General features: G+C 31.5%; 13 protein-coding genes and 1 pseudogene. 12 read left to right on the top strand and 2 right to left on the bottom strand.

The annotated features are described in order from the left end of the window. Positions 1-125: 125 nt before the first annotated feature. Entirely contained in the window at positions 126-902 is a 777-nt protein-coding gene (locus tag Q0Y84_RS07875; protein ID WP_297952444.1) for a hypothetical protein, read from the bottom strand. 158 nt (positions 903-1,060) lie between these two features. Between Q0Y84_RS07875 and Q0Y84_RS07870 the strand changes: the two genes are divergently transcribed. The 9 genes and pseudogenes from Q0Y84_RS07870 to Q0Y84_RS07830 all read left to right on the top strand — a co-directional run. After that, positions 1,061-1,444 (top strand): hypothetical protein, encoded by a 384-nt coding sequence (locus Q0Y84_RS07870; RefSeq protein WP_297952442.1) that lies wholly within the window; start codon positions 1,061-1,063, stop codon positions 1,442-1,444. 354 nt (positions 1,445-1,798) lie between these two features. Then, positions 1,799-2,419 carry a tyrosine-type recombinase/integrase gene (locus tag Q0Y84_RS07865; RefSeq protein WP_297952440.1) on the top strand — a complete coding sequence of 207 codons (621 nt, stop codon included), beginning with the start codon at positions 1,799-1,801 and terminating at the stop codon, positions 2,417-2,419. 71 nt (positions 2,420-2,490) lie between these two features. Then, positions 2,491-2,958, top strand: coding sequence for a class I SAM-dependent methyltransferase (locus Q0Y84_RS07860; protein ID WP_297952438.1), 468 nt, complete (start codon positions 2,491-2,493; stop codon positions 2,956-2,958). Positions 2,959-2,981: 23 nt separating this feature from the next. Then, complete coding sequence (locus Q0Y84_RS07855; RefSeq protein ID WP_297952436.1) at positions 2,982-3,170, top strand: hypothetical protein; 189 nt, start codon at positions 2,982-2,984, stop codon at positions 3,168-3,170. 148 nt (positions 3,171-3,318) lie between these two features. Further along, entirely contained in the window at positions 3,319-4,566 is a 1,248-nt protein-coding gene (locus Q0Y84_RS07850; RefSeq protein ID WP_297952434.1) for a sigma factor-like helix-turn-helix DNA-binding protein, read from the top strand. A gap of 86 nt (positions 4,567-4,652) precedes the next feature. Then, positions 4,653-5,339 (top strand): hypothetical protein, encoded by a 687-nt coding sequence (locus tag Q0Y84_RS07845; protein ID WP_297952432.1) that lies wholly within the window; start codon positions 4,653-4,655, stop codon positions 5,337-5,339. Between the two features lie 10 nt (positions 5,340-5,349). Beyond that, on the top strand, positions 5,350-5,868 hold the full coding sequence (locus Q0Y84_RS07840; protein WP_297952430.1) for an adenine-specific DNA methylase: 519 nt from the start codon (positions 5,350-5,352) through the stop codon (positions 5,866-5,868). Between the two features lie 248 nt (positions 5,869-6,116). Beyond that, positions 6,117-7,184, top strand: coding sequence for a hypothetical protein (locus Q0Y84_RS07835; protein ID WP_297952429.1), 1,068 nt, complete (start codon positions 6,117-6,119; stop codon positions 7,182-7,184). A gap of 214 nt (positions 7,185-7,398) precedes the next feature. Continuing rightward, positions 7,399-7,893 (top strand): annotated as a pseudogene (locus Q0Y84_RS07830) (transposase); the annotation flags it as partial. Positions 7,894-8,031: 138 nt separating this feature from the next. Here the strand turns inward: Q0Y84_RS07830 and Q0Y84_RS07825 are convergent. Further along, entirely contained in the window at positions 8,032-8,763 is a 732-nt protein-coding gene (locus Q0Y84_RS07825) for a hypothetical protein (RefSeq protein ID WP_297952427.1), read from the bottom strand. A 209-nt stretch (positions 8,764-8,972) separates the two neighbouring features. Here Q0Y84_RS07825 and Q0Y84_RS07820 point away from each other — a divergent pair, with 209 nt between their 5' ends. From Q0Y84_RS07820 to Q0Y84_RS07810, 3 genes are all read left to right on the top strand, one after another. Then, positions 8,973-9,362 carry a hypothetical protein gene (locus Q0Y84_RS07820; RefSeq protein WP_297952425.1) on the top strand — a complete coding sequence of 130 codons (390 nt, stop codon included), beginning with the start codon at positions 8,973-8,975 and terminating at the stop codon, positions 9,360-9,362. A 125-nt stretch (positions 9,363-9,487) separates the two neighbouring features. Next, positions 9,488-10,060: a hypothetical protein gene (locus Q0Y84_RS07815; RefSeq protein WP_133464145.1), complete on the top strand. Its 573-nt coding sequence runs from the start codon at positions 9,488-9,490 to the stop codon at positions 10,058-10,060. 69 nt (positions 10,061-10,129) lie between these two features. Then, a complete protein-coding gene (locus tag Q0Y84_RS07810; RefSeq protein WP_297952421.1) occupies positions 10,130-10,774 on the top strand; it encodes a hypothetical protein in 645 nt (214 codons plus the stop codon). Positions 10,775-12,516 lie beyond the last annotated feature (1,742 nt).

Here is a 12,516-nt window from a genome sequence, read left to right as displayed (position 1 = left end):
TACTGAATCTTAAATGATAATTAAATTATAGCATAGTTTCTTACTATGTAGGTCAAAGTATGCTGCTATGTTACGGAAATAATTAGAAGCCTAAATATTTGCTACATTTTCGTACAAGCAATCTTTTACTTTTTTTCAATAAAGCCTATACAAATTTGATCTTTGGATCGGCTGACATTATATTTTTTCTGATAGGATAATGTAAATTCATTAAGGGAAAGATAATAAGTGTGCTGACTGCTAAAAGAGTCTTCTGGGTCAACACGATCGTTGCTCTTAATAGGAGCTACGAAGTAATAGCGATTAGAGAAGAAATATCTTACATATTGGTAGAGCTGTTTGACAGCTATTACTTTAATAAAAGAACTGTTTTGATCTAAAGGATAAGCATGGTTTGAATTTAAAGTAATATTATTTGGAAAATCTATATTAGTATCTCTAGCTCTGCCTATATTCTCTAAGAATGGATCTCCTGCATGAGAATTACCAGTAAAAAGACTTTCATCATCGTAGACAGTTCGACCTACTGAGACCTTTGTAGGAATGATGATGGTACTTACTTCTTTCCCTTGGCTAACAATATTTTTTCCACTGTAAAAGTAAGCTTTATTCTTGGGCTTTAGTACGTATACATTGGTAATATAATCTGAACGATTTGATCTTGGATGTTTAGGTAGATGTCTACCTGTTGCTTCGTAATGAACTTTATCCTGAAGTTTTAATTGTGATTTTTTTGCCTGTGGTAAAAGAATAAAAGGAATAACAATAGCTACTACAAGCATTAAATAACCAATAGCAATAATATATTTATTTGCTATTGTTTCTCTCTTTTCTTCTTCTTCAGCAGTTAAATAATTTTTCTTGCTTTTTTCTTTTGATGGAAATATTTTATAATTTTTCATTTTTACACTCTCATTTTCATTAAATATAAATTCTTATGTTCAACGAAAAATATATCAAACTGAAAAATATTTTCAGGAAAAGTCAATAATGCAAAAAATTATGAATGATGTATTATTGAATAAGTCGATAGAAATCTAAACAAAAATGAGGTAAAACTATGAAGTCTAATCAAATTAGTGTAATCTTGGTTCACACAGCACCATTCTTAGTTGAGTATAAGTCAATTAATAATGATATTGATACTTTTCAGAAAGAAATCAATTGTAATTTTTTTGATGTTAAGTCATTCACCATCAATGATAAAAAATATAGCTTTTACTACGATGAATCAGGATTGTACACTAAAAAGACAGTTCCTTCATTGATTAACAAAAATGGTGATATTCTGTTAGTCAATAACTTCTTCATTTGCAAGGAAAAGCAAACAGAAGAAGGGAAAATAGCTTCAAGCTTAACTGCTGATGAAGCTAAGGCTATCATGTCATCACATTTTTACAATTTAAATACAACTGATGGAGTTATCAAAGTAATGATGATTTAAAGAAGAAGGCTATTGAGAAGGGATCCTCAATAGCTTTTCTTTTGCTTTTAACTAGGTGGTGTCTTTTCCGAGGAAAGACACCACCTTCTTTCTTCGGAAACGTTGATATATCAAGGAGTAAAACTGTATTTTAAAATTGATGGTGTTAAAATATAAATAAAACATAAAAAGACACCATAGGTGTTGAAGCCTGTGGATAACTTCTGAAAAAGTACTAAATAAATAGTCAAAATAAAGTGTGCTGAGAGAGCAATTCTAAGGCAAAGTTCATATAAACAAATTGATAACTAATCATATAAGGCCGTAGAATGTTAATCTCCGAAAGTGCTAATTTTAAAGCAAAAAGGATAAAAAATGAGTAATAAAACTAAAATTGTAAAACCAATTAAAGATGCGTGGGTTTTAAAAAGCGTGCAAGATTCGCTAAAAAAAGATTTTGATACTGGTATGAGAAACTTTACAATTTTTCAAGTAGGTAAGGCAACATTGTTAAGAGTAAGTGATGTTCTGAAACTAAAAAAATCAGATGTCTATGATTATGATGGCCAAATCAAACGAAATGCTTATACGATTGATAAGAAAACAAAAAAACATAATGTCTTATACTTAAAACCTGTTGTCAAAGATTTAGAAAATTATTATGTTTGGCTTCAAGAATGGCAAAGCAAACATCCCCAACAACAGGTATTTACAAGTCAGTGGCTTTTTCCTTCTTTTACTAGACCAGAAAAGCATATTGATCGTAAACGTTACTATCGGATAATGTACAAAGTTGGTCAAAAATTAAACATCCCTTATTTAGGGACTCATACTATGAGAAAGACAGGTGCCTTTAAAGTGTATGAACAAACAAACCACAATATCGGTTTGGTGATGAAGCTTTTAAATCATTCATCTGAGGAAGTAACTTTAGCTTATTTAGGTTTAGACCAAGAAACACGTGAACATATTCTTGATACGATCAATTTTGATTAGAATTGAGCAAAGAAAAAATAAAGGTGAAATTTTGCTATGCTCTGATTAACAAGAAAGGACGTAGCAAAGAAATGAGAATACTAGATGTTGCTTGTGGTTCCAAGATGTTTTGGTATCAAAACCATGAACCTCATACTACCTACATGGATATAAGAGATATTGAAAAAGCGATCTTAGATCGAGGTAAGGAAAGAAAAATCAAAGTACATCCTGATATAATTGGCGATTTTAGAAATATTCCCTTTGAAGATAATACCTTTGATTTAGTTGTATTCGACCCTCCGCACTTAAAATATGGTGGATCAAACTCATGGCTTGTTATTAAGTACGGTAAGTTAGATAAAGACCATTGGCAGGAAGATCTTTCAAGAGGCTTTCATGAATGCCTTAGAGTACTTAAGCCCAATGGCACTCTACTTTTTAAATGGAATGACGATCAAATTAAGTTTTCAGAAGTAATTAAAGCTTTTGGACAACTACCAATTTTCGGTGACAAAAGATCTAAAACCAAATGGTCAGTATTTATTAAAACTATATAATGAGGAAAGGAAGTGAATATTTAATGATGAGTGTGGTCAATGTGGGCCAGAATCCTAAACAATTATCATCAAGAAAACGATCGCCGCATGTTAATGATATGAAGTTAATTATGAAAATTATTACTTTTAAATCTTCAGGATTTTACACTTTAGGATTACGAGCAAAAATCAAGTTTGAATATTACTTTATGGATGAGCTAGATGAAATGTAGAGCTAAGTGAAAATTCTAGTGAATAAAGGAGTTGCGTTTTTACGTAGCTCCTTTTTTTACATAGAAATAGCATATTTAGAGTAATAGAGAAAATCAGAAATAACAAAATGAATAAGCTAAACTTCTAATCAAGGATGGAAGAAAAAGTATGAAAATTAAAATTGCTGAAAATTTTGTTATTAAAGTACCAAGATTCACTGATGATTTAAACTACTTGAAAAAACTATATAAATTAAATTTCGGTATGTTTAAATTTGAAAGTGAAGACTACAAAAATCTGAGCGAAAAAATCACGTATGTTGTTGAAGAATTAGCAACTAAGACTATTCCAAAGCTAATCAAACAATACAAAAGCGGGAAAGACGAAGAAGTATATTCGTCTACCTATATATCTAATGCCGTAATATATAGTATCCGTCTCATGGACAATGAAAATTTACGTGGTTCATTTGCTAAATTAGACAATTTACCTAAAATCGAGGATAAACGTAGAACATGGCAGAATTATTACGATGAAAAAAGACGCTACCAAAGACTTTATCATAATAAAAAGAATTTTGATTATATTAAGCGTTTAAATTATGTTAATAAGAGAATTAATTATTTTCAAAATGTCAAAAGTGATGCTAAAGCAGAAATTGATTTCTTGAATGATAAATTGCAATATTTGTTAGATTTAGAGAATAAGCTAACAAAAGGTACCAAATTCGGTGATATAAGCTTTTTGTATGATATTTTGCTCAATGAAAGCAAAACTGAATTTGAAGATGCTATTAAAGGTTATGTCTTCCAGGAGTATATTGAATTAGAATCTCGAGTAAAAAAAGATATAAAAGAAATGCAGAGTGAAGACAAATTAGCTAGTCCACTTGAGAAGTTTGTTGACGAAAAGAAATTACTAGAACTAATTATCAAAAGTACCAAAAGTACAGAAAGTCTTGACCGTATTTGTGCTTATATGTCTGACCTTGAAATTTTAGATCCAAGAAATTTAACTCAAGTAATTGATTCTAATACTTATTTGATTGAACATCCTGTACTGTTAGAAGAATATTGTGACCTTAGAAACGATATAAATGCTGTTTTAAATACTCTAAACGATAACGAAGAGAACACGATACGATTACGATATTTGATTCCCAGAACGGAAAATGAAGATAAAAATAAAAGAAATTATAAGAAAAATGACGGTACTGTACGAACTTATAGAGAAATAGGACTAATCTTTGGTTTATCGGCTAACCGAATAAGAGAAATTTTAGCTAAAGGGTTTCGCAAGTTGTGGCATCCAACGAGATCTGATATTATACGACCATATTTGTCCATGAATATAGCAGATGAAATAAATGAGGTAAGGGATGAACATAACATATTACCAATGAACTGGAAAAAGTAAATATATTGCATTATGGAGCTAACCCTTTGTAAACATGATATTGATGCTATCGTAAAACCATAATTGATAAAAAATGAGGTTATATTATGGTAGAAAAAATTTTTGAAGTTAAAACACTTTTTCCAGTAGATGCAGACATAGATGGTAACGAAAGAACTACCACTAAACGAGTAGTAGAAGTATTAGAAGCCAGCCCAGAAGATGTCGTTAACTTGTATAACAGTTATTTAGAGGGAGATTACAAGGTCAGCATTAGTTTTATCCCCCCTGCCAAGCAGGAACAAAAAGAAAATGCAGATCATGCCGATGATAACAGCAAAGAAGCAGTGATTACACCTTTTGATGTAGGAAAAGCCCTAGACAAGCAAGGCATACCTTATCGTGCCACCTTAAAGATAAAAGACAAAGGTGACTACGAAGATATGATTAAAGTTATTCATTTAGTTGAAGCAGATGGCTTTAATTTAAATGTTTCAGTTACTCTTAAAATCAATGAAGATAGTCTAATTAATTTAGATGTTCCAGGAACATGGACTGAAAGAGAAAATGCAATTTTTAAGGTTAGTCCTAAAGCACATACCAATAAGGTAGAAGAACTTAAGAGTTTGTATGAAGCAATTAATCGAGCTGGTTATGAAGCAAAAATTGATATTAATCCTAAAGCGCCAGAAGCTAATAATATGGATGATGATAATGATACGTTTGCTAATCAACTATCTGCTTATCCATCTCACACTCTAGTTAAATTTTCACTTAGAAACAATGCTGATTAGAGGTGAAAAGATGCTAATTGAAAGACAATGGGCGATGCCTAATAAGAACACCTTTTTCATTAAGCCAATCCATGACCTTCTTAGCTGTGAAGTAGAGCAAAATAAAATTGTAGTTGATCCCTTTTCAAACGGTGAAAGAGAGTTTGGAACTTTAACTAATGATTTAAATCCTAATGTAGATTCAGACTATCATGAAGATGCATTACAGTTTTTGAAATCAATTCCTACGGGTAAGGCTGATATTGTACTATACGATCCACCGTACTCTACTAGACAAGTATCGGAAAGTTATCATAATTTTGGCTTTGAAGTTACACAAGCAGATACGCAAGCTTCTTGGCGGAGAAAACATTTGGACGAGATAGCTCGGATATTAAAACCCAATGGCAAATGTATTTGCTTTGGGTGGAATTCAAATGGAATAGGGATAAAAAGAGGGTTTAATCTCTATCGAGTTTTGATAGTTGCACACGGTGGAAGCCACAATGATACATTAGTTACCTGCGAAATTAAAATAAATCAAAAATAATCATTATTATGTTAAATTAATGAGCCATAAAAAATGGCTCTTTTTTAATGCATTTTGAATAAAAAGGGATGCTGAGAGGACGATTCTAAGATCAAGTTCATAAAAAAGGCTGATAACTACTAATAAAGTGAGTTAAATATTAGGCAAGTTCAGAAATATCAAATAAACAGAAAATGCTCAATCTTGAGTAAACAAGAATTACACGTCTAAAAATGCTAAAGTTTTGGTATACGGAAAGGAAGTAAAAAATGAAAAAGCTAAATAAAAAAAGGCTTCACTCTATGAAAATAAAACAGAAAAAGAAAATAAAACAAGATTTGATAAATCGCAGTGATTATCACAACACAAGAGAAAAATTAAAATATTTTGACTTACTAAATAAGGAAATATTTGCTAAGGACAAAGTTTGGCTTTACCCTAAATTTTTAACATCAGATATTCCTAAAAAGTACAAAACGATTAATGAAGCTTGCCAAGAAAATGTAAAACAAGCTATGTTTGAATCAAGAAATTGGCATAAGCATGATACTCAAAATGAAGCAAGCAATAGAGATATACTAAAGCCATTTGTTCAAAATCATAAATCATTTAAATGGTTGGCAGTAGTATCAGATATTACATCTCCAGATCCTGAATCGCATAATAGTTTTATTCTTTTAGACCATATTCTATTGCTTAGCGATGAAAAGAAAATGAGCTGGTGCTACTTTACGCAATGGAGCCATGATATTGCAATTGACTATCATCTTTGGCTACCAGTGAATAATATTAAGTATTTTGGCAATAAAGACTATCAAGACATTGCTATTGGGGATGCTGTTGTAGGAGAGAGCTATGCTAAACGATATAGGACCAAGGGAAGAATACAATATGGCTTTGGCTTAACTAACATCTTGCACTGTGGTGTCATGAAAATGGATGCAACTGTTTCTGGTATACGTGGTGCTACCAGCATTAACCCTAGAATTATCTCTGATTATGATCGTGGCGATTTCTTAGTAGCAAAACTAGTTTATTCAGCAGTCTATAAGGCAAGCCTAAATCGTTACCGTAAAAAGACAATTGAGAATCTTAAGCATATTAATCTGACTATTGGCATAAAAATTATTAATTTTGAAAAAGAAAACTATCATTCACGCTTCACTGACGGTGATTTACTAGCTGAAAAATTTAAAGAAAAATCAGAGCAATTAAGTCAAAATATAGATGAGAACCAAACCAAGGACTTGCTTAACAGAGTTTATCCTAAAAGCAAATTACCTGCTTTTAGGATAAAAATGGATCACAAATTTCAATTTAATAATAAAAATAAATAAAAAGAATGCATTTCTTAAGTCAATGGTATTAAGTGAAAATGCATTCTTTATGCAATAAGAGCAAACAGTTAGGAGAAAGAACATAGAATACCGCCCCAGCTATTGATGAGGGGATGAATTTGGTCTTTCTCCTGCTTTTTTTGTTCATTCTCTGGACTTTTCCTGAATTAGCCTGTTTTTCCTGCTATCCTTAAATTATTAAGGAGGTGAAACTATGGCTTTTAAAACTAAGCTGGCCGAGCATGAGATTCAGCTTGGCACTAGACAATACCGCATCTATCCAGAAGGCGAAGAAATAGCTTGGATCTGGCAGTTGTTTGGAGCTAATCGTTTTGTCTGGAATCAATTTGTGGCTACCTTTGAGGCACGCTATGAGGCCAATCCTGAATTAAAGTTCCCAAAAATCGGTATTTTGAAGAGCTGGCTATCCTTAATGCGTAAAGAGTATGAATGGCTCGAGAAAGTTAACAGCACTTCTTTGCAATTTACAGTGGAGCGCTTTAGCGATGCCATGTGGACTTTTTTGACTAAAAAGCAGGTTAAGCAGGGCAAGCCGAGATTTAAAAGCCGTAAGTATTATCGCCAAACCGCAACGATTAAAAACGTTAAGTATCAAACCAGGGCTGGCGCTCAGGCTCAAATTGCAGTGCTTAGTCCGCACCATTTAAGAATTGGCAAAAAGAACGGCATCGTTATCAGAACCAGCTCTTTTATGCTCTGGTGGGAATTAAAAAGCCACGAAGCTCAAATAAATTGAGCGAACATTTTTGAATGAAGAGCAGAAGTCAGGCTGTTCGCAGAAAAACTCTAAACAAAGAGATCACCCATCTATTTGATGGGTGGTAGGTCATTTGTTACTAATAGCAGTAATATATTTATTTAGACCACCATATTGTTTAATGATTCTAGCAATTTCCCAGCGTTTTAATCTGCTTTGATTTACAAGTGACTTAATCGTAATGGGGCAATTATCAGAAGCATTAATGAGCTTTATAGTGGCATCTTCTAAGCAAGCAGAGCGTACCTGCCACTCCCATTCAGCTCGTGAAGGGATTCCTAGTTCTTTTCGATAATCTTCTACTTTATTCCAATACAGATAAATGGACGCAACAGGGACTCCTAGCCGCTTTAGTTCTTTCCAAGCAGGCAAATAATTCATGTTGCTATTCTCAAATACTTGTCTGGATTTATAAAGTATTTCTTCCTTGCTTACCCTAGATTGTGCGGAGCAAAAAGTAGCTTTAATACATGCTATTTCAAGAACTCCTTTCCAATCTCTTTTGAAACGATGAATAGCCGAAGCTGATCGTGGATAATCGACAGAGTGGGGAGGATATCCTAGCTCTTGAGCAAGCTGTTGTATTTCCGTGATGTAAATATCATCTGGGATCCATACATTACCGTGCGTTGGTTGATCTCCAAAATAAACGTAGAGTTTCTCAATACTTTGAAAATTAGTTCTAATAAAATCGTTTTCCGCTTTAGTAAAATCAAGACTAACTGGTAAGCGGTGCTTATTTGTTTTGATGATATCATATTTAGATAAAATATAATTCTTATCTAAGATCTTCTTAGTCATAAAATCGTTTCCTCCGATATTTCTATACAAAGAATACAAGAAAACGATTAAATATTGTTGATATTTCAAAAACAGAAGAAATGCTTGCTTTAAATTAAGTATATTGATAACAGTTTAGGTAAAATAGAGAAACTGAGAAATAGCGTTTTAAAAGGAATATTATTAAGATATGCAAAAATAATGAAAAAACTAAACAATAGGAGATAAAAATGGACTTAGAAGATTTATTATCTGTAATTAAAACCGATGAAAGTGGTTTTACAAATAAGATTGAAGATATCAAGGATCATTACTTGGTAAAAATTAAAATGAAGAAGTATATGTACGGTAATCAAAACACATTCTACGCATTATTTTCAAATGTAGATGATGATGATTCTGCAGATGATCTTGTTTATGCCAATATGCACATGAGCAGATATTACTTTAATGCGCATGTACTTGGAAGTAAAGATGAAAATGGCATTTTTAAACCACTAGTAGAAAGTGATTTTGAAGGTGATGAATATTCTGCTGATAGAAGTAGTCAACTTTACGTTAGAGATTTTGCTATCAAAACGGAGTGCATTGCTCACATTGAAATTGTAACGTACGGATGATAAGATATATTTCTTAACAGGCAGACACATAACCTACCCCTCCATCTATTTGATGGAGGGGTAGGTTATGAAAAAATGTAACTAGAATGCTGACAAGTAATAAAAATAAATCAAGGAGGATATTAATGGAAGAGGAGACCAATAATAAAGAAGAGCAATACGTATGTCCTGGTTTGATTTTTAATACGCATGATAAAAGAATAAATGACTTTTTTGTTAAAAAAAGATGGTTCTTATTTGTGATTTGCCTATGCTCAGGTGTTATAAGTGGTATGGCTTTACCAGTCAATACTCAATTTCGTGGCATAGCATTAATAGGTGTATGGCTTTTAGAAATACCAAGTTGGTTAATTTGGTTTACTACCATTGGCAGATTTAGACCTGATTTCTTTTGGGGACATTTGAATCCTAAATTATGTATGATGCATCCCATATCAGAACTTAAAAATCTTGTACAAGAACAACAAATACAAGAAGAAAAATTTCAACAGTCTAATAAGCGAGAGAAAAGCAAATTGGTTACTTTATTATTCCTTCAAATTGCAATTGTGTTGTGGATGAGTATTGTTCATCATGTGGATTTATATATGCTGATAGGTGCTGTGGGGTTATCAGGCTACAGTTTATTCTACTTATGGCTGCGCAACTTGTTTTCTAGCGTTGATATTGAATGGGGTAAATTCTCGAAATCAAACTAAATACTAAAAGAGCATACTAATCTAGTGTTAGAAATCATTAGTGATTAATATTAAAAGGGATGATATAAAGTGGATGCTACTGTGCAAAATATTGCAGATATAATTAATGGATTAACTGCTTTTGATGTCGATTATACTAATAATTCTGCTCGTCATTTAATCTTAGCCTCTCCAGGGATACAAGATGTTACAGTTATTGTTGATACAAAACCACTCACTGAATATAAACTGAAAGTCTATAGGGAGGATTCAATACAGTTTAAAAAGGTACAGGACAATTTTGTTAATGTTTCTGACGATGCTAGTAGTTTTTTTAGAGCTGCACAAATGTATTATTTAATACATTATATCGATTTATTAAAACTAGTCCATCTTGTAGATGATTCTCAACCACAGACCTTAAAAGAGTTAGCAAAAATAATAAATGATAAAGATTACTTATCGCATAAGTTACAATGCTTGAAAAACGGAAAAGTTAAACTGAATTATATAGAAGAGGACCTTAAGTACCAAACATTAAACTGGTTTAGTACATATCGTTCAGGCAATACAATGCTAGATCTTGATATTTACGTAACATCAATTAAGATGAATTTGAATAATTTTCTTTGCCTTTCAAATAATCATTTCGACGATATTGAGCTAAATCTTTCTACGATTCAATTATGTGAAATTTTCTGTTTTTTATTTGATTTTAAGTTCTTAGATAACTAGTTATTTATCTTGTTTACTAGCTATAAAAACAACCAAAAAAAGGCGCTTAGCGTCTTTTTTTCTGCCCGTAAGCTTGGTAAATTTTCTGTTTTTTGAGACTAGGATCTTTATAAGAAAATGTCATTTCTTATTTCTCTAAAAAAACATAATCATAAATATAGTTTCTGATATTATTTTCTAATTGCTGATAGGCAGGTATAAAGATATTAGTATATTAGTACCATTAGTCATATTCTTTCTAATTTGCTCCCAGCCAGCATCCCAACGAGTTAAACAGAACTCAGGGTAATCATCATTTAAAAATGTGACCAAAAATTTAACTGCAGAAGAAAAATATGATTTCGAAAAATCATTGAAAAAATTACTTAAAGCAACTAATGAATTGAATAAAAAAACATAATTAAAAGCTACCAGAAAAGGGTAGCTTTTAATTAATATACTCTTATTTGATTAAAGTTCTCTTTTAATAATAAAAAGTTATTACTCTAAAAGATGACATACATCTAAGATGAAGAATTAGATGGCGGTTACCACCTTAAAGAAATGACATACATCTAAGATATGGTTACTGGGTTAATCAATGGGCTAAGGGGTTACCACCTTAAAGAAACGACATACATCTAAGATAAGCCTGCTGATTATTCGACAGGCTTTTGCGGTTACCACCTTAAAGAAACGACATACATCTAAGATAGGTATTCTTTAATATCTATCTTAAAATATGACTTAAAAGTCGTTGTTATTGGATCTTAAATGATAATTAAATTATAGCATAGCTGATTAATAAGCCAAATTAATTTCGAAAAACTCTTCCCATATTTCCATTAGTTTTACTAAATAGTGCAGTTGCTAAAAATGGGAAAGAGGAGCAATAGCTGACTTGGACCCATCAAATGGAAAAGATAGCGGTTGATTCTGATGTAGAGCGTAAGTTTGCTAGTTGATTGGTAAAGTAGCTAATGAATTGAGCAAATTTGAGTAATAAAAGATAGATATTTCAGATAATCCTTTAAGGAACAGCATATTATTTTAGTTAAAAGATTATTTGTATAATACAACTCTTTAATTAAAGTTCTTCTTTTAATAAAAGAGTTTACATAATATTAGATATGTTATAAAAGATAGAGCATAAAAAAAGACTGCAAATCAGCAAGACTTACAGTCTTTTTGTCTTAGTACCACTTTTACATATCATGTATTGGATCGCGCAGCACTAAGCTAATTTACCAACCTGACTATTGAAGTAATTAACTTTAATAGTATAAAGATAATTATATCATGAATTAATTATCTTTTTAAAGCAGTCAAACTTGCTGTGTTATACTTAATGCGCAATGCATCGAAAATATTTACATGATGACGCTTGAAAAGTCGATGGTAAGGCTTTTTTATCTAAAATTATGATTGACGTCAACGATCACAACTATTGGTTTTTTTCCGTGTTTGAATTATAGCATTAATACTTATTCAATGAAGACATCAATAAAACAAAGTACATCTTGCCAATTATTTTACTCAAAACACCTCTCTTTTAAATTTTTACCAAACTCTTTTGTTAAAACACTAATTTTAATAAAAGAGTTATAGGCCCTCTTTTTCTTGAAAATTGAACATAAAAACAAAGATTATAGGCTTTTGATAAAATTTACTTAATTACTAATTTTCTGAAACTGTCAAATCTTTTGTGTAAATAGATCTTTCTCGTAAATTGATTTTTTAATTATTTATTTAATCAAAGTAGG

Source organism: uncultured Lactobacillus sp., from assembly GCF_947367125.1.
Classification (GTDB): domain Bacteria; phylum Bacillota; class Bacilli; order Lactobacillales; family Lactobacillaceae; genus Lactobacillus.
The sequence above is the reverse complement of the archived record's forward strand: the minus strand, read 5'-3'. Positions and strand labels throughout refer to the sequence as shown.

Coding starts and splice junctions, on each gene's coding strand:
- Q0Y84_RS07870 (WP_297952442.1), top strand. CDS start 1,061: ATGAAGTCTAATCAAATTAGTGTAATCTTGGTTCACACAGCACCATTC.
- Q0Y84_RS07860 (WP_297952438.1), top strand. CDS start 2,491: ATGAGAATACTAGATGTTGCTTGTGGTTCCAAGATGTTTTGGTATCAA.
- Q0Y84_RS07865 (WP_297952440.1), top strand. CDS start 1,799: ATGAGTAATAAAACTAAAATTGTAAAACCAATTAAAGATGCGTGGGTT.
- Q0Y84_RS07840 (WP_297952430.1), top strand. CDS start 5,350: ATGCTAATTGAAAGACAATGGGCGATGCCTAATAAGAACACCTTTTTC.
- Q0Y84_RS07845 (WP_297952432.1), top strand. CDS start 4,653: ATGGTAGAAAAAATTTTTGAAGTTAAAACACTTTTTCCAGTAGATGCA.
- Q0Y84_RS07875 (WP_297952444.1), bottom strand. CDS start 902: ATGAAAAATTATAAAATATTTCCATCAAAAGAAAAAAGCAAGAAAAAT.
- Q0Y84_RS07815 (WP_133464145.1), top strand. CDS start 9,488: ATGGAAGAGGAGACCAATAATAAAGAAGAGCAATACGTATGTCCTGGT.
- Q0Y84_RS07825 (WP_297952427.1), bottom strand. CDS start 8,763: ATGACTAAGAAGATCTTAGATAAGAATTATATTTTATCTAAATATGAT.
- Q0Y84_RS07835 (WP_297952429.1), top strand. CDS start 6,117: ATGAAAAAGCTAAATAAAAAAAGGCTTCACTCTATGAAAATAAAACAG.
- Q0Y84_RS07850 (WP_297952434.1), top strand. CDS start 3,319: ATGAAAATTAAAATTGCTGAAAATTTTGTTATTAAAGTACCAAGATTC.
- Q0Y84_RS07855 (WP_297952436.1), top strand. CDS start 2,982: ATGATGAGTGTGGTCAATGTGGGCCAGAATCCTAAACAATTATCATCA.
- Q0Y84_RS07820 (WP_297952425.1), top strand. CDS start 8,973: ATGGACTTAGAAGATTTATTATCTGTAATTAAAACCGATGAAAGTGGT.